The organism is Pedobacter nutrimenti, assembly GCF_032678445.1.
GTDB classification, from domain to species: domain Bacteria; phylum Bacteroidota; class Bacteroidia; order Sphingobacteriales; family Sphingobacteriaceae; genus Pedobacter; species Pedobacter nutrimenti_A.
In genome coordinates this window covers 1-16,664 of sequence record NZ_JAVTSQ010000024.1, presented here as the reverse complement: position 1 = coordinate 16,664, position 16,664 = coordinate 1, and the positions used below count along the sequence as shown (strand labels likewise).

The 16,664-nt window shown below is 34.3% G+C and carries 17 protein-coding genes; 16 read left to right on the top strand and 1 reads right to left on the bottom strand.

Features of this window, described 5'->3' with window-relative positions; all coding sequences use genetic code 11:
* Positions 1–63: 63 nt before the first annotated feature.
* The 16 genes from R2S08_RS28245 to R2S08_RS28170 all read left to right on the top strand — a co-directional run bounded on the left by R2S08_RS28245 (position 64) and on the right by R2S08_RS28170 (position 15,852).
* A complete protein-coding gene (locus R2S08_RS28245) occupies positions 64–948 on the top strand; it encodes a hypothetical protein (RefSeq protein WP_316838250.1) in 885 nt (294 codons plus the stop codon).
* 52 nt (positions 949–1,000) lie between these two features.
* The gene (locus R2S08_RS28240; RefSeq protein WP_316838249.1) at positions 1,001–2,059 is read left to right on the top strand and encodes a glycosyltransferase family 4 protein; all 1,059 of its coding nucleotides are present in this window, start codon (positions 1,001–1,003) and stop codon (positions 2,057–2,059) included.
* Between the two features lie 19 nt (positions 2,060–2,078).
* The gene (wecB, locus tag R2S08_RS28235; RefSeq protein ID WP_316838248.1) at positions 2,079–3,179 is read left to right on the top strand and encodes a non-hydrolyzing UDP-N-acetylglucosamine 2-epimerase; all 1,101 of its coding nucleotides are present in this window, start codon (positions 2,079–2,081) and stop codon (positions 3,177–3,179) included.
* A 71-nt stretch (positions 3,180–3,250) separates the two neighbouring features.
* Complete coding sequence (locus tag R2S08_RS28230) at positions 3,251–4,462, top strand: glycosyltransferase (RefSeq protein WP_316838247.1); 1,212 nt, start codon at positions 3,251–3,253, stop codon at positions 4,460–4,462.
* Between the two features lie 5 nt (positions 4,463–4,467).
* The gene (rfbF, locus tag R2S08_RS28225; protein WP_316838246.1) at positions 4,468–5,247 is read left to right on the top strand and encodes a glucose-1-phosphate cytidylyltransferase; all 780 of its coding nucleotides are present in this window, start codon (positions 4,468–4,470) and stop codon (positions 5,245–5,247) included.
* Entirely contained in the window at positions 5,238–6,341 is a 1,104-nt protein-coding gene (gene rfbG / locus R2S08_RS28220) for a CDP-glucose 4,6-dehydratase (protein WP_316838245.1), read from the top strand. Before rfbF ends, rfbG begins: the two co-directional genes overlap by 10 nt.
* Entirely contained in the window at positions 6,326–7,261 is a 936-nt protein-coding gene (locus R2S08_RS28215; protein ID WP_316838244.1) for an NAD-dependent epimerase/dehydratase family protein, read from the top strand. Before rfbG ends, R2S08_RS28215 begins: the two co-directional genes overlap by 16 nt.
* Positions 7,262–7,335: 74 nt before the next feature.
* A complete protein-coding gene (locus R2S08_RS28210) occupies positions 7,336–8,373 on the top strand; it encodes a polysaccharide biosynthesis protein (RefSeq protein WP_316838243.1) in 1,038 nt (345 codons plus the stop codon).
* Positions 8,374–8,814, top strand: coding sequence for a WxcM-like domain-containing protein (locus tag R2S08_RS28205; protein WP_316838242.1), 441 nt, complete (start codon positions 8,374–8,376; stop codon positions 8,812–8,814).
* A complete protein-coding gene (locus tag R2S08_RS28200) occupies positions 8,811–9,932 on the top strand; it encodes an NAD-dependent epimerase/dehydratase family protein (RefSeq protein ID WP_316838241.1) in 1,122 nt (373 codons plus the stop codon). The genes R2S08_RS28205 and R2S08_RS28200 overlap by 4 nt, the downstream gene beginning before the upstream one ends.
* A 24-nt stretch (positions 9,933–9,956) precedes the next feature.
* Positions 9,957–11,099 (top strand): non-hydrolyzing UDP-N-acetylglucosamine 2-epimerase, encoded by a 1,143-nt coding sequence (gene wecB, locus R2S08_RS28195; RefSeq protein WP_316838240.1) that lies wholly within the window; start codon positions 9,957–9,959, stop codon positions 11,097–11,099.
* A 6-nt stretch (positions 11,100–11,105) separates the two neighbouring features.
* A complete protein-coding gene (locus R2S08_RS28190) occupies positions 11,106–12,329 on the top strand; it encodes a glycosyltransferase family 4 protein (protein ID WP_316838239.1) in 1,224 nt (407 codons plus the stop codon).
* Positions 12,311–12,913, top strand: a complete 603-nt coding sequence (locus R2S08_RS28185) for a sugar transferase (protein WP_316838238.1) — start codon at positions 12,311–12,313, stop codon at positions 12,911–12,913. Before R2S08_RS28190 ends, R2S08_RS28185 begins: the two co-directional genes overlap by 19 nt.
* Complete coding sequence (locus R2S08_RS28180; RefSeq protein WP_316838237.1) at positions 12,914–13,516, top strand: acetyltransferase; 603 nt, start codon at positions 12,914–12,916, stop codon at positions 13,514–13,516.
* 8 nt (positions 13,517–13,524) lie between these two features.
* Positions 13,525–14,670: a DegT/DnrJ/EryC1/StrS family aminotransferase gene (locus R2S08_RS28175; RefSeq protein WP_316838236.1), complete on the top strand. Its 1,146-nt coding sequence runs from the start codon at positions 13,525–13,527 to the stop codon at positions 14,668–14,670.
* Between the two features lie 36 nt (positions 14,671–14,706).
* A complete protein-coding gene (locus R2S08_RS28170; RefSeq protein ID WP_316838235.1) occupies positions 14,707–15,852 on the top strand; it encodes an acyltransferase in 1,146 nt (381 codons plus the stop codon).
* Between the two features lie 32 nt (positions 15,853–15,884).
* Here R2S08_RS28170 and R2S08_RS28165 read toward each other — a convergent pair.
* Positions 15,885–16,664: FkbM family methyltransferase (locus R2S08_RS28165; protein ID WP_316838234.1), on the bottom strand; the 780-nt coding region annotated here is incomplete at its 5' end.

Sequence of the window (16,664 nt, the reverse complement as noted above, 5' to 3'; positions counted from 1 at the left end):
TGGTATTTATCTTTTAATATTAACGTTATCGTTATTTTATTATAAAAATGTTTATTTGAAATCATGAAAAAAATATTTCTTTGTATTGTCGTATTTATATGCTCATTTCAGGTGATGAAGGCGCAGAATACACCTAAATTATATTTGAGCATGTACGACCTCGGCAATCAGGCAGAGTCGTTTGTGAAAAATAATAACATTGGGTACGTTCGGTTGGTTGGGGGTGCCTATATAGATCCAGATAATGACATGATTGTTAATGAGAGCCTATTGAGAGCTCAAATAAGCAAACTATTTCCAAATTCTAATGATAGTGGAATTGGAATTTTAGATTGGGAGGGTAAAGCAATGAATATTCTGAGCTCAGCCTCTGCAGATGATCCTAAATTTTTAACTGCACTACAACAGTATCAACGAGCTGTTAGGATAGGCCAAACAATGAGACCAAATGTGAGATGGGCTGTATATGGATTACCGTTTAGGGAATACTGGAATATCAATAGCAAATGGGAAGAAAGGTGTATGAAATTGCTGCCTTTATTGAAAATGTGTGATATTATTACTCCTTCTTTATATTCTCTTTATCCTGCATCAGTAGGAAAAGGATACGATGAAAAATATGTTTCAGGAAATGTACAACTTGCTCTAAAAATTGGCCTGATGATTGGTAAACCTGTTTATCCATACATCTGGCATAGATTGCCTGATGATAGCCTAATACCAAAAGATCAATTTTTAAAGCACACTGGTTCTATTTTGAGACAGTCTTATAAAGGAAATAAGGTTGCAGGACTTATCTGGTGGGGGTCAGATTTGTATTCATTAAACGTTAAAGCAAAACCCTTATTGATGGAAATTGGGAGTAAAAGTAATTTTACTCCATATCATGACAAATGGTTTATTGATTATGCGGGTGGGCTTTTAAATGAAATGAAAAATAGTAATTAAGCATAATTTGAATTAAAGATGATAATACATGGACTAATTTTTTCTCGCCCTAATGAATAAAGTTTTAATAATACAAGAAGTTATTCCTCATTATAGACTCCCATTATTTAACACAATTGGCAAAACACCAAATATAGAGTTGACAGTGGCTTATGATGAAAAGGGGGATTTTGATGAAATCGGGGCTACCAATTTTAATACTGTCCCTTACAGTAATAAGAAGATTTGGAAATTTTATAAAATTAAGCAATTTAGGCAGCTTATAAAATCATTTAGTCATGTTATAATAATAGCAGATTTACGATGGCTCCCTACATTTATTTTACTGCTTTTGTTCAGAAAAAAGGCAAAGGTCTATTTTTGGGGAATAGGGATGTCGTCTGAAGACGGACTGCGAAAAAAGACAATAATAGACAAAGTTAGATTTTTGTTGAATGACATATCATCTGGTACTATTCTTTACTCACCAAAAATTGCTGAATATTATGTCGAAAATGTAAATAAAAGAGAGCAAGTCTACGTTGCAAAAAATACTGTTGAAGTAGAAAAGTTTCCGTTTTCAAGAGAAAATAGAACTAAAATCTTGTCTATAGGTAGCTTTAAAAAGTATAAGAATTTGGGGAATTTAGTTATTGCTTTTAGCCAGATTATAGACAAATTGCCTGAAAATATCACGCTAGACTTTATTGGGGATGGAGAAGAAGAAGAAAAGTTAAAACAATTGGTAAAACAATACGATTTAGAGAAACGCGTAATATTTTGGGGAAGAAGAGAAAGTGATAGCGAAATTTTTCCGATTATTTCCCTGTCTATGGTTTCTGTATCGCCAACCCAAGCTGGACTGGCAGTATTGCATTCTATGGCTTTTGGTTGCCCTTTTCTTACTTCTAATGATTCCGTTACTGGGGGAGAGCGGTTTTATATTGAAGATAATGTAAATGGATATTTTTATGACGGTACAATAGTTCAGCTCGCTGAAAAACTTTTATGGATCGTAAATAATCAAAAAGAAAATATGCTGATCGCAAATAATGCGTACGAATTTTATCATACTAATTGCAACATTAGTAATTATGCAAATTCATTTATTGATATAATCAAATCAAAATAATATTATATAAAACCATAATATGCTGATAGATATAATAGCTGGTGCTAGACCAAATTTTATGAAGATTGCCCCAATAATTGCGGCCATAGAAAAAGCAAAAATAGACGGGAAAAACATTAATTTTCGCTTAATCCATACGGGTCAGCATTACGATAAGAAAATGTCAGGGGACTTCTTTGAGCAACTTGGGATTCCTGAACCGCATGTTAATCTTGAAGCGGGCGGTGGTTCCCAGTCTGAACAGACAGCCGCAATAATGATTAGATTTGAAAAGGAACTTCTAGAGAATCCAGTTGACCTTGTATTAGTTGTTGGTGATGTAACGTCTACCATGGCATGTGCTATAGTTGCTCAAAAACTTCATGTCAGAGTCGCACATGTGGAAGCAGGGATTCGATCTAACGACTGGAGTATGCCCGAAGAGATAAATAGACTTGTTACAGATAGTATCACAAACTATTTTTTTACGACTTCAGTAAGTGCGAATGAAAATTTAAAAAAGAGTGGGGTTGAAGATAGTCGTGTTTTTTTTGTTGGAAATACTATGATTGATACTTTACTAAGGCAGATGGGTAGGTTTAAAATGCCTGAAGTTTGGCATACGCTTAATTTGAAAGAGAAAGAATATATTATCATGACTCTTCATCGTCCTGCAAATGTTGATCAGGAATTTCAACTTAGAGATTTGATCGAGACTATTGTAAAATCATCGAATGGACTAAGCATCGTTTTTCCTGTACATCCCAGGACAGAGAAAATGCTCAAAAGTATTGGGATAAATTATCCGAATTTACATTTAATTGAGCCATTAGGTTATTTGGAGTTTAACTATCTTGTTAAGAATGCAAAGGCTGTAGTAACAGATTCTGGAGGTATAACTGAAGAGACAACAGTAATGGGGATTCCATGTATGACATTACGTGATAATACAGAGAGACCAGAAACAATTTCAGTTGGTACAAACGAACTATTAGGGACTAATCCCTCGGCTATTCCAGGAGCGTTTAAGAAATTACTAAATAATGAGTGGAAGAAGGGAAGGATACCTGAGTTATGGGATGGAAAGACTTCCGATCGTATCGTCGATGTTCTTTTAAGGTTGAATGAAAAAAATGGATAGAAGTAAGTTGATTCACATTCAATCATGTAATACCTCTCATTTTCAACTTATAGATTTTGTCTCAGAACTAAATGAAAATATTACAGATTAATTCAGTGTTAAATATTGGTTCCACTGGAAGAATAGCAGAGGAGCTTGGTCAAATTTCTATTGAAAAGGGGTGGAATAGTTACATTGCCTATGGACGAGAGTTTAGAGGCGAGAGTAAGTCAAAGACGTTTAAGATTGGGAATAAACTTGATTTTTATGCGCATTTAGTTACAACAAGGCTGTTTGATCGTCATGGTTTCGGTTCAAAAAGGACTACTAAAAACTTAATTCGATATATTAAAGGGATAGGGCCAGATGTGGTTGTTCTTCACAATATTCATGGGTATTACCTTAACATAGAGATTTTATTTGACTTTTTAAAAGAATATAATAAGCCCGTTTTTTGGATACTTTATGATTGCTGGTCCTTTACAGGACACTGTGCCTATTTTGATTTGGTGGGATGTGAAAAATGGCAAAAGGATTGTTTTAATTGTCCTTGTAAAAACTCCTATCCAAAATCTTTAGTTTGTAATTCTTCGAAAAATTTTAATGACAAAAGAAGAATATTTAATGGAATTGAGAATCTAAATCTAATTGTTCACTCCGATTGGTTAAGGAAAAGTATCGGGAAATCCTTTCTTAAAAACTATCCAGTTTCTTTAATTAGAAATGGTGTCAACTTAGATAACTTTAAACCTAAAGAAGATAACAAGATACGCGACAAATATAACCTCGGAAATAAATTTGTAATTCTGGGCGTAGCAAGTGTTTGGGGAGAACGAAAGGGGTTTAAAGACTTCTTACTGTTAAGTGAGATACTTACTGATGAGATTATTATAATGGATGGTCTTAGTAAAGAACAGGAAAGACTTTTACCGGTAAATATTATTTCAATTGGTAAAGCACCAAATGTTATTGAACTAGCAAGTATTTATTCCACTGCTGATGTTTTCTTTAATCCAACCTATGAAGATAATTTTCCTACAACAAATCTCGAATCAATGGCATGTGGAACACCCGTAATTACCTATGACACTGGCGGAAGCCCTGAGGCAGTCGATGATATGACAGGTTTTGTGTGCGAAAAACGCAATATTAATGAGGTTTACTCTAAAATTAAGACAATAAAGGAAGTGGGAAAACAGAATTACGCTAAAAATTGTGTTGATCGTGCAAATAAATTATTCGATTATAAAGAGAGATATGCAGAGTGTGTGGATTTTTTTGAAAAAGTATTTAAACAAAATTAATTGATATGAAAGTAGTTATCCTGGCAGGAGGATTTGGAACACGGTTAAGTGAAGAAACGGTCTCCATTCCTAAACCAATGGTTCAAATTGGAGATAAACCAATTATTTGGCATATAATGAAAATTTATTCTCACTATGGCTTCAATGACTTTATAATATTAGGTGGCTATAAGTCTTATGTTATTAAGGAGTATTTCTCCAATTATTTTCTTCATCAATCTGATGTTAGAATTGATCTTTCAAACAATAGTCTTGAAATTCTGGACTCAAAAAGCGAACCTTGGAAGATAACAATACTGGATACCGGGTTGAATACTTTAACTGGAGGAAGGATTAAACGAGCTGAGAAGTATCTGAAAGATGAACCTTTTTTGTTGACCTATGGAGATGGTGTTAGTAATGTTGATATAAATAGTTTGGTTGATTTTCATAAGAGCCATGGAAAATTGATTACAATGACTGCTGTACAGCCCGAAGGGCGATTTGGTGCTCTAGATGTTGATAGTGAGTCAAATAAAGTGAATTTCTTTATGGAAAAGCCAAAAGGGGATGGCTCCTGGATTAATGGAGGCTTTTTTGTTTGTGAGCCGAAGGTCTTTGATTTTATTAATGAAGGAGATGAGACAATTTGGGAAAGGACTCCTTTGGAAAACCTTGCGAAAAGCAATGAGTTGTTTGCCTATAAACATTTTGATTTTTGGAAACCAATGGATACCTTAAGAGATAAAACACAACTGGAAGAAATGTGGGAAAGTAACAAAGCTCCGTGGAAATTATGGAAATAGGAAAGTTATTTAACGGCGTTTTTAATCATAAAACGATTCTTGTAACAGGTGATACAGGATTCAAAGGTTCTTGGTTAGCATTATGGTTGGAAAAATTAGGAGCACGTGTTTATGGAGTTTCTTTAGAGCCAAATACGAATCCAAATCACTTTGATATTACTGAAAGGAAATATAAAACCCATATACAGGATATTAATGATAGAGGAGCTATCGCTTCTTTAATTTCGGAAATTAAGCCTGATCTTATTTTTCATTTGGCTGCGCAACCATTGGTCAGATTATCTTATGATGATCCATATAATACTTATTTGACAAATGTGATTGGAACTGTGAATGTTTTAGACGCTTCGAGAGGATGCTCTAATTTAAAAGGGGTTGTTGTGGTTACAAGTGATAAATGTTATGAAAATAATGAATGGTTATGGGGTTATAGAGAAAACGAGCCTATGGGAGGAAAAGATCCGTATAGTTCATCTAAGGGATGTGCAGAACTAATTACTGCTGCATATAGACATTCTTATTTCCCTAATAATAAATTTGGCGAAACACATAATACTCTTATTGCGAGTGTAAGAGCAGGAAACGTAATTGGTGGGGGGGATTGGGCTGTAGATAGAATCGTACCTGATATGGTAAAAGCAGCGAATCAGAGGGAAACTCTTTATTTGAGGTTTCCGAATGCAACTAGGCCATGGCAACATGTATTAGAGCCTTTAAGCGGTTATTTAAATATTGGTCAAAAACTATTGGAGGGAGATAGTAAAGCTGCAGAAGCTTGGAATTTTGGCCCTTCGGCAGAAAGTAATCTTACTGTCCGAGAACTTGTTGAAGAGTCGACCAAGCTTTGGATTGATATTAATTATGAAATTGAAAATAAAAGCCATGTTCAAGAGGCTAATTTTTTAATGCTTGATAGCTCTAAAGCGAACAAGTTATTAAATTGGAAACCTGTTTGGGATTTTAAGGAAACGATAAAACAAACCATTGGATGGTATAAGACATATTATACTCTAAATGAAGTAATTTCCGAAAGCCAATTAGAGCAATATATAAAAGATGCAATTAATAAGAAGACAGGATGGGCAACGCAATAGAATCTAGTCATTGTATTGTAATTACCGGTGGGGGTGGATATTTAGGCTCCAAACTTGCTGAAAGATTAGCTCCGCTTAAATGTAGTGTGCATTTAGTTGATGTGAATTTTAATAACTTGTCCAAGTACTTAGGGGAGTCTTATGATAATGTATTTTGTGAAATACTTGATCTAACGGAAAAATCTGAAGTAGGAAAGTTTATTGGCTTACATAAACCGGATCACATATTCCATTTCGCTTCGGTAATAGATAGAAGTAGGGACTTCTCTATTTTCGAAAAGTTATATAGGGTAAATGTAAGGGGAACATTTAATCTTTTAGAAGCCTTGTCTGAAGTTCCATATTTAAGTTTCAATTTTGCAAGTACTTCTGAGGTCTATGGAGATTGGAATGGAACGCCATTTAAAGAGGATGATCCTTTAACTCCAATGTCACCATATTCGTTAACAAAACTTTATGCTGAGAATCTGATTGAATTGTATTCTAAACTTAATGGAGAGAAGCCATACAATATTCTAAGAATATTTAATTTCTTTGGAATTGATATGCCTCCTACAACCTTCATGGGGCAGATGATAGAATGCTATTTGGGCGGTAAAGGATTCCCTATGACAAAAGGAGAGCAAGCTAGGGACATTCTAAAGATAGATGATCTATTAGATCAGGTTTTATTTGTTGTGGATTCTGGAAATGGTTCGCAAATATTAAATATCTGCAGTGGAAATTCGTGTAAATTGATTGATATAGTTAAATACTTCAAGCAAACGGTTCAGTCTCATTTTGAATATCAAACGTTATTAGCCTATAGGGATAATGAGGTTTGGGAAACTAAAGGGGATAACAACAAGATTAAACTTTTGGGCTATAAAATAACTAATTACACAATCGAATCTTTATTAGATGGTTGTGAAAAAATATAGGTAAGATTACAATAGGTCAAATTAATTTTTTTTCTACAATTTTAATATTAATGTGTAAATGAAATATGACGAGTATGCTTAAAAATAAGATATTATTAATTACTGGTGGAACTGGATCGTTTGGTAATGCTGTTCTTAATCGATTTCTTTATACAGATCACTTTAAAGAAATCCGAATTTTCTCCAGAGATGAAAAAAAACAAGATGATATGAGAAACCAACTTAAGAATGATAAGTTGAAATTTTATATTGGAGATGTTAGGGATTATGATAGTGTTGAACGTGCAATGCGTGGAGTGGATTATGTTTTTCATGCGGCTGCTTTAAAACAAGTGCCTTCATGCGAATTCTTCCCTCTGGAGGCAACAAAAACAAATGTGTTTGGGACACAAAATGTAATAGATGCTGCTGTAAACAACAAAGTAAAGAAGGTGATTTGTTTAAGTACTGATAAAGCTGCTTATCCAATTAATGCTATGGGTATTTCAAAAGCATTAATGGAAAAAGTAGCTATTGCTGCTTCTCGGAATATTGTTGGAGATACAACGGTTTGCCTTACTCGTTATGGCAATGTTATGGCATCTAGAGGTTCTGTTATTCCCTTGTTTCTAAAGCAAATAAGAGAGGGTAACCCAATAACCATTACAGATCCTAATATGACAAGATTTTTAATGTCATTGGAAGAAGCAGTAGAATTGGTTCTATTTGCCTTTGAACATGGGAATCAAGGTGATTTATTTGTTAATAAAGCACCTGCTGGAACTATCGGAGACTTGGCCGTTGCTTTAAAGGAATTATGTAACGCAGATAATGAAGTTAAGGTTATTGGAACTCGTCATGGGGAAAAGTTGTATGAGACCTTATGTACCCGTGAAGAAATGCAGAAAGCAGAAGATATGGGTGATTTTTATCGTGTTCCGGCAGATAATCGCAATTTGAATTATAACCAATATTTTTCAGAGGGTGAGACTGATTTGTCGAAAATAGAAGATTATCATTCCCACAATACAGAACAATTAGGTGTAGAAGGGATGAAGAAACTTTTGTCTAAACAACCTTATATTAAAAGAGAAGTTTTAGGTGATTTAAATGCGGTTCAATATCCAGGTTAAATGATACAACAACCAAAAATAATAAAAGGAGGTATTCATACAGACCATCGTGGGAAAGTAAGTTTTATGAATGATTTTGATATGACTGAGGTAAAAAGGTCATATGTTATTTTCCATCCTGAAACTGATATTATTAGGGCTTGGAGAGCACACAAAATTGAACAACGTTGGTTTCATGCATTGGATGGGGGATTTCTTATCCGTTTGGTTAAAATTGATAATTGGGAGATGCCAAATAGAAAGCTCTCCATTGAAGAGTTTATCCTGACTGCTGAAAATACCGAAGTATTGCACATTCCTGCAGGTTATGGAAGTTCAATCCAGGCGATTGAAAAGAACTCCAAATTGATTGTATTTGGTGATTATGGAATTGACAATGCAAAATTGGATGATTACCTATACCCTTCAGATTTTTTTGAACATAAAGAAAATAATTCATGAAATTGAAAATTGGAATTACTGGACAGGATGGTTTTGTCGGTAAACATCTTTATAATACTCTAGGCCTTTTTCCTGATGAATTTGAGCGTGTTGAATACAAGAGATCTTTTTTCGAAGACGAAGCGGAACTAGTTGAATTTGTAAGTAAGTGTGATGTAATTGTTCATCTGGCAGCGATGAATAGACATAATGATCCTCAGATTATTTACAATACGAACATTGGGTTAGTAAAGAAGTTGGTTGGCGCACTTGAAGTATCAAAAAGTAAAGCCCATGTGATTTTTTCTTCTTCCTCCCAAGAAGAAAGGGATAATCTATATGGAAGAAGTAAAAAGGAAGGAAGAGAATTGCTTCTAAATTGGGCTAGGGAATCGGAAGGAACATTTACGGGAATGGTTATTCCAAACGTATTTGGACCTTTTGGGAATCCTTATTACAATTCCTTTATTGCAACTTTTTCACACCAACTTTGTCACAATGAGAAACCAAAGATAGAAGTTGACGGCTCGGTTAAACTCATTTATGTAGGAGAGTTAGTAGAAAGTTTGATGGAAGAGATTAGGTCTGGAAAAGGAAATGATCTTCTGATTGTTCCTTATACAGAAGAACACAAGGTATCTGAGATATTATCATTGTTAGAGAAATATAAAGGCCAATATTTTGATCTTGGAATTATTCCTGAATTAAAAGATTCCTTTGAGCTTAATCTATTTAATACGTTCAGGTGTTATATGGATGTTAAAAATCATTTTCCAGTTAAGTTTATAAAACATACTGATCCAAGAGGTGCTTTCGTCGAAGTTATTCGTTTAAATATTGGTGGACAAGTTTCATTTTCCACTACGGTGCCTGGAATTACCAGGGGGAATCATTACCATACTCGTAAAATTGAACGTTTTGCCGTAATCAAGGGTAAAGCACTGATTCAACTTCGTAAAATTGGAACTGAGGAGGTTTTAGATTTTTACCTGGATGGGGAAGAGCCTGCTTATGTAGATATGCCAATCTGGTATACACATAATATTAAAAATATAGGTGACGAGGAACTATATACAAATTTTTGGATTAATGAGTTCTATGATCCAAATGATCCGGACACCTATTTTGAGAACGTATAACTTAAATATAAAGATTTCATATAAATGAAAGAAAAATTAAAGGTAATGACCGTGGTAGGCACACGGCCAGAGATTATAAGATTGGCTAGGGTTATGGCAGCGTTAGATGCCTCGGAGGCAATTGAACATATTATTGTACATACTGGACAAAATTATGATTATGAGTTAAATCAAATTTTCTTCGACGATCTTGCTATTCGTAAACCAGATCATTTTCTTAATGCCGCTGGTGCAACAGCAACTGAAACCGTAGGACAAATCTTAATCAAAATTGATCCTTTATTGGAAACCGAAAAACCCGATGCTTTTTTAGTTTTGGGTGATACTAATAGCTGCCTATGCGCAATTCCTGCAAAGAAAAGACATATTCCTATCTTCCATATGGAGGCGGGGAACAGGTGTTTTGATCAAAGGGTACCAGAGGAAACCAATAGAAAAATAGTTGATCATGTATCTGATATTAATTTGACCTATAGTGATATAGCAAGAGAGTATCTGTTGCGTGAAGGGCTGCCTGCGGATCGGATTATTAAAACCGGCTCTCCGATGTTTGAAGTTCTAAATCATTATCTGCCTGAGATAGAAAATTCAGATGTTTTATCCCGTTTGAAACTGGAAAAGCAGAAATATTTTGTTGTTTCTTCACATCGTGAAGAGAATATCAGTAGCGAAAGGAACTTTACTGGATTAATGATTAGTTTAAATCTGATTGCTGAGAAATATGGTTATCCTATCATTGTGAGTACGCATCCAAGAACTAGGAATATGATTGAAGTAAAGAAGATTGAGATGAGGTCAGAGATTCAATTTTTGAAACCTATGGGCTTTAATGATTATAATGCCCTGCAGATGCATTCCTATGCTGTTCTTTCCGATAGTGGAACCATTTCTGAAGAGTCTTCAACTCTTAACTTCCCTGCTTTAAACTTAAGGGATGCTCATGAGCGTCCGGAGGCTATGGAAGAGGCTTCTGTAATGATGGTTGGTATGAATCCTGAAAGGATAATGCAGGGATTGACTCAATTAAAGTATCAGAAGAGAGGAAAAGAAAGAAATTTTAGAACTGTAGCAGATTATTCTATGCCAAATGTTTCTGAAAAAGTTGTTAGAATAATCATTAGTTATGTTGATTATATCAAACGGGTAGTTTGGAGCGAAAGATATTAATACATTATGAACATTCTTTTTTTAACAATTCTGGGGATTAATGATGTAGCTGAGAGAGGTCTTTATACAGATCTCATGAGACAATTTAGCAAGGAGGGACATAGTGTTTACATTGCTTGCCCATTAGAAAGGCGTTTTAAAAGAAATACATGTATTAGTACAGAAAACGGTATACAGATTTTGAGGATTAAGACACTCAATTTCCAGAAGGCCAATATTATCGAGAAGGGAATTGGTACTCTGCTTCTGGAAAATCAGTATTTCAAAGCCATAAAAAAATATTATTCTGAAGTTAAATTTGATCTTGTTTTATATTCAACCCCCCCAATTACCTTTACAAAGGTTGTCTCTTTTTTTAAAAGGAGAGATCAGGCTAAATCTTATCTGTTATTGAAGGATATCTTTCCCCAGAATGCGGTCGATCTCGGTATGTTTAGATTAGGAGGAATTCTTCACCGTTATTTTAGAAAAAAAGAGAAAGCATTATACGCTGTGTCCGATTATATTGGTTGTATGTCTCCTGCGAATGTTGAGTTTGTTAGAAAAAACAATAATGAGCTTGATCCGGATAGAATAGAAGTAAATCCAAATAGTATTGACCCTATTGAAACATTCATTTCGAAGGAGGACAGAAATCGCTTGAGAACGAATTATTCAATTCCCTTAAACGCAACAGTGTTTATATATGGAGGGAATCTTGGTAAGCCTCAGGGCATTGATTTCCTAATAGAAATTATTCGGTCAAATTGTGATCAAAAACACATGTATTTTATGGTGGTTGGAACGGGTACCGAATTTCCAAAGTTAAAGGAATGGTTTGAAGTTAATAAACCTATCAACGCCGCTCTAATAGAAGGATTAGTCAAAGACGATTACGATCAATTATTACAATCATGTGATGTCGGGCTTATATTTTTAGATCGAAGGTTTACTATACCAAATTTTCCATCGAGATTGTTATCATATATGGAGTGTAAAATGCCTGTACTCGCAGCAACTGATATCAATACGGATATTGGAAGAATTATTGAAGAAAATCAATTCGGATTTTGGTGTTTGAATGGGGATACGTTTAAATTTAATCAATATTTAAATATGCTGTCTGCTGACCGAGTTCTATGTGAAAAAATGGGACATAATTCGTATTCCTATTTAATGAAAAACTATCTCACAATGCATTCTTATCAAAAAATAATTAATCATTTCCCAGTATGTACAAGTTATTCTTAAAGAGACTGATTGATTTTATCTTGGGCACTATATTTATTTTTATCCTGTCACCGGTATTTATAGTAGTCTTAATCTTTTTATGTGTTACAAATAATGGGAAACCTTTTTTCTTTCAATCACGACCGGGGAAGGGAAAAAAGATATTCAGGATTATTAAGTTCAAGACAATGAATGATAAGAAGGATAAAGATGGAGAACTTTTGCCCGACTCGGAAAGACTAACGGCAGTTGGGAGATTTATACGTAAGACATCGCTCGATGAGATTCCGCAATTGTTAAATGTAATCAAAGGTGATATGAGTTTAATTGGACCGCGGCCATTATTAATAGAGTATTTACCGCTATACAATGAAAATCAAGCTCGGAGGCATAATATTAGACCAGGTATTACTGGTTGGGCCCAAGTAAATGGCCGGAATGGAATTAGTTGGAATCAGAAATTTGGCTTGGATATATGGTACGTGGATAATTTAAGTTTTTCATTAGATTTGAAAATCATATTATTAACAATAAAAAAGGTAATCATTAAAGAAGGGATTTCTTCGGATACCTCAGAAACAATGGAAAAATTTACAGGAAACTAGATGCATATTATAGGCGCAAGTGGACATGCTAAGGTTATCATAGATACTCTTGTATTGAACAAACAGGATATTCTAGGTATTTGGGACGACAACGAGGACTTAAAAGTATTAGATTTCGCAGTTAATGGGAATGTTTCTGCATTTAAAAATCAGATTGGCCAAAAAGTTGTTATTGCGATAGGAAATAATAAGACAAGGAAGTTGATTGCAGAACAACTCTACGCGGAATTTGGAATAGTTGTGCATCCTAGCAGTGTGATATCTTCTTCGGCTGTACTATCGGAAGGTACAGTGGTTATGCCTAATGTAACTGTTAATTCTCTAGCCAAAATAGGTAAACACGTTATCTTAAATACAAATTCATCTGTTGATCACGATTGCAGAATTGGTGATTTCGTTCATATATCTCCCCAGGCAGGTTTGGCAGGAAATGTGGACGTTGGTGAGGGCACCCATATCGGTATTGGAGCTTGTATTATTCAAGGTGTAAAGATCGGAAGATGGGTTACTATTGGAGCCGGAGCTGTTATCATTAGAGATGTGCCTGATTTTGCTGTTGTTGTTGGGAATCCTGGGAAAATAATTAAGTATAATCAAATTTAGAAAGAAACATGAAGGATAAAATTTGGCTTTCATCCCCACATATGGGTGGGTCTGAACAGAAATATGTGAATGAGGCGTTTGAAACAAACTGGATTGCTCCTCTTGGGCCTAATGTAGATGGCTTTGAACATGATCTTACTGCTTATACCAAAACGAAATATGCTGCAGCTTTAAGTTCTGGTACTAGCGCGTTACATCTGGCTTTAATTATGCTAGGCGTTAAAGCAGGTGATGAAGTGATATGTCAGTCAATGACGTTCTCTGCAACTGCTAATCCTATCGCTTATTTAGGAGCTATCCCTATATTTATAGATAGTGAAAAAGAGACTTGGAATATGTGTCCTGAACTTTTAAGGGATGCGATTAAAGATCGATTAACGAGAGGTAAAAAGCCCAAAGCGATTATTCCTGTTCATTTGTATGGTATGCCAGCTCAGATGGATAAGATTTTGGAAGTGGCAAAAGAATATGATATCGCTGTTATTGAAGATGCTGCTGAGGCACTTGGCTCATGCATCAACGGTAAAGCTATGGGAAGTTTTGGTTTAATGGGAATTCTTTCTTTCAACGGGAATAAAATTATAACCACTTCAGGCGGAGGGGCATTGATTTCAGATAATGAATATTATATGAAGAAGGCCAGATTTTTGGCAACCCAGGCACGTGATCCTGCTCCTCATTACCAACATACTGAAATAGGATACAATTATCGGATGAGTAATATTGCTGCGGGTATTGGCCGTGGTCAGATGGAAGTTTTGCAATCTCATATTGAAAAACGACGTGCTAATTTCGAGGCTTATAAAAATGAATTACAATTTGTGGAAGGAATTAGTCTGAAGAGTGAGCCCGACGGTTATTATTCGAATAGATGGTTGAGTACAATAGTTGTTAATCCAATACTAACAAACGGTATAACAAGAGAGGAGATAGCAGATGAACTTTTGAAAGATAATATTGAAAGTCGACCCCTATGGAAGCCGATGCATTTGCAGCCGATATTTAGGGAAAGCCCATGTTATCTAAATGGGATTTCAGAAGGGCTATTTGAAAATGGCTTATGTCTTCCGTCAGGATCAAATTTAACGAGTGATGATATTAATCGTGTCGTAAATGGAATTCTCAAGGTGTTCTCCTTAGATGTTAATAATTGATATTAGATTACAGCTTTAATCATTGAACAAATAATAATGAAATTATCGTTTAAGCGAATTACATCATCAGGTAGTTTTATTCCGGAAATAGATGGGTTAAGATTTATTGCAATCACAAGTGTTGTTTTGTACCATATCACCGGATATTTAATGACCAAGAAAGGTCAAAACTCTGAATATAGTTCATATTATTTGTTCCTTAAGCAGATGTTTTCCAATGGCCATCTTGGCGTACCGCTTTTTTTTGTTATAAGCGGTTTTATTTTGGCAATGCCATTTGCAAAACATTACCTTAAAGAGAATAAGCCAGTTAATCTTAGAAACTATTTTATTAGACGGTTGACTAGATTGGAACCCCCTTATGTTCTAGTTATGACCATATTGTTATTTGGTGCGGTCTACATAGCTAAAAACATCACTTTAGGGGATGGGTTAATTAGTTATTTGTCATCAATTACATATTGTCATAATTTTATTTATGGAAAGGATGTTCTTCCGTTATTGAATGGAGTTACTTGGAGTTTAGAAATTGAAGTTCAATTTTATATTTTGGCGCCAGTATTAGCTTATATGTTTGCATTGAAATCTTCGTTATTGAGGAGAACATTAATATTTGGAATAGCAATTCTTTTTTTAATACTTAACTCCTTCATTGATTTGCCATTTAGAAGTTTAGTTGGTTATATTCAATATTTTTTAATAGGGTTCTTATTAGCAGATTTATATATTTCGAAATCCGAAATCCTTCCAAAAACAAAGTTTGATATTGGAATTGGCCTGTTTTTCTTCTCAATTATATGGTTTTTTGATGAAAGCGATTTTAAATCAAATTTTCAAAAGGGTAGTTGGGAATTAGTTCAACTAATAGGAATATTCTTTTTCTACTATTATGTTCTATTTCATAAGATTCTTAAATTTCTGTCCTATAGGGTAATCACTAATATTGGAGGAATGTGTTATTCCATTTACCTTGTACATTATCCTATAATTAGTATGTTCGGCAGCAATATTTTAAAACTTTCATTCTCAAAACATGAGATTATCAACGTGTTAATGTATCCATTTTTGTTAATCATTGCGGTAATGTCTATTTCTTCTGTTTTTTTTCTGTGTGTTGAAAGGCCTTGTATGGATAAAGATTGGTATAAAAAACTGTTTCGAAAGCGCTTCTCAGAAAGGTGAGAATATAGAGCTTGAAATATATGAACTAAGCTTTAGGTTTTCTTTAGACTATCTTTATGTATAAAAGAGACTTCTTCATATGTTTCGGATACTGCAAATATTTTGTAGCCCTCATCATTTAATTTTTTTATTGTCTCTTGGGTCTTTAATTTGCCGTTTTCGAAGAATCTGTCATGAAATTCTATTAAGATTTGGGATATTGATATTTTGGACTTTAGTATGTTCTCGATTACATCATATTCAGCACCTTCAATATCCATTTTTAAAACGTCAATATGTTGATGTCCCAAATCTCTAAGGATATGATCTAGTGATTTTATTATCACTGAAGTTTTCTCTTGTGTATCGATATTATCTTGAATAATAATACTACCAGATACATGGTTTTGATTTTTAGGTAAATAAAAATCTACAGTTCCACTTTTGTTACTAATGCCAAATTCATGAAATTTAAATCTTTCCGGCAATTTTTGATTTGCAAGCCAATTTATTGATTTGGGAGTCGGATCAAACCCAAATACATAACAATTATGATTCTCTATCATATCCTTATCAAATGAAATGTCTTCTCCTATTCCAAAAGAATAAATGACAGAGTCTTCATTTAATGCTGTAGGACAGACATAAAATCCACCGTACATATTACCATACCATTTGGAATTACATTTGACGCCTCTTTTTAAATGACGATTTCTTCCACCTATTGTCAGGAGCAAAAATTTTATTTTTCTTTTAATTGAATATGCCATTTTGATTTCCAGTTTGTGGTACTTAAGTAATACTAAATTTACTATTTTTTTCAAGGAGTGTCG

Excerpts from the sequence above, each read along its gene's own strand:
- R2S08_RS28245 (WP_316838250.1), top strand. The coding sequence starts at position 64 with ATGAAAAAAATATTTCTTTGTATTGTCGTATTTATATGCTCATTTCAG.
- R2S08_RS28240 (WP_316838249.1), top strand. The coding sequence starts at position 1,001 with ATGAATAAAGTTTTAATAATACAAGAAGTTATTCCTCATTATAGACTC.
- wecB (WP_316838248.1), top strand. The coding sequence starts at position 2,079 with ATGCTGATAGATATAATAGCTGGTGCTAGACCAAATTTTATGAAGATT.
- R2S08_RS28230 (WP_316838247.1), top strand. The coding sequence starts at position 3,251 with ATGAAAATATTACAGATTAATTCAGTGTTAAATATTGGTTCCACTGGA.
- rfbF (WP_316838246.1), top strand. The coding sequence starts at position 4,468 with ATGAAAGTAGTTATCCTGGCAGGAGGATTTGGAACACGGTTAAGTGAA.
- rfbG (WP_316838245.1), top strand. The coding sequence starts at position 5,238 with ATGGAAATAGGAAAGTTATTTAACGGCGTTTTTAATCATAAAACGATT.
- R2S08_RS28215 (WP_316838244.1), top strand. The coding sequence starts at position 6,326 with ATGGGCAACGCAATAGAATCTAGTCATTGTATTGTAATTACCGGTGGG.
- R2S08_RS28210 (WP_316838243.1), top strand. The coding sequence starts at position 7,336 with ATGCTTAAAAATAAGATATTATTAATTACTGGTGGAACTGGATCGTTT.
- R2S08_RS28205 (WP_316838242.1), top strand. The coding sequence starts at position 8,374 with ATGATACAACAACCAAAAATAATAAAAGGAGGTATTCATACAGACCAT.
- R2S08_RS28200 (WP_316838241.1), top strand. The coding sequence starts at position 8,811 with ATGAAATTGAAAATTGGAATTACTGGACAGGATGGTTTTGTCGGTAAA.
- wecB (WP_316838240.1), top strand. The coding sequence starts at position 9,957 with ATGAAAGAAAAATTAAAGGTAATGACCGTGGTAGGCACACGGCCAGAG.
- R2S08_RS28190 (WP_316838239.1), top strand. The coding sequence starts at position 11,106 with ATGAACATTCTTTTTTTAACAATTCTGGGGATTAATGATGTAGCTGAG.
- R2S08_RS28185 (WP_316838238.1), top strand. The coding sequence starts at position 12,311 with ATGTACAAGTTATTCTTAAAGAGACTGATTGATTTTATCTTGGGCACT.
- R2S08_RS28180 (WP_316838237.1), top strand. The coding sequence starts at position 12,914 with ATGCATATTATAGGCGCAAGTGGACATGCTAAGGTTATCATAGATACT.
- R2S08_RS28175 (WP_316838236.1), top strand. The coding sequence starts at position 13,525 with ATGAAGGATAAAATTTGGCTTTCATCCCCACATATGGGTGGGTCTGAA.
- R2S08_RS28170 (WP_316838235.1), top strand. The coding sequence starts at position 14,707 with ATGAAATTATCGTTTAAGCGAATTACATCATCAGGTAGTTTTATTCCG.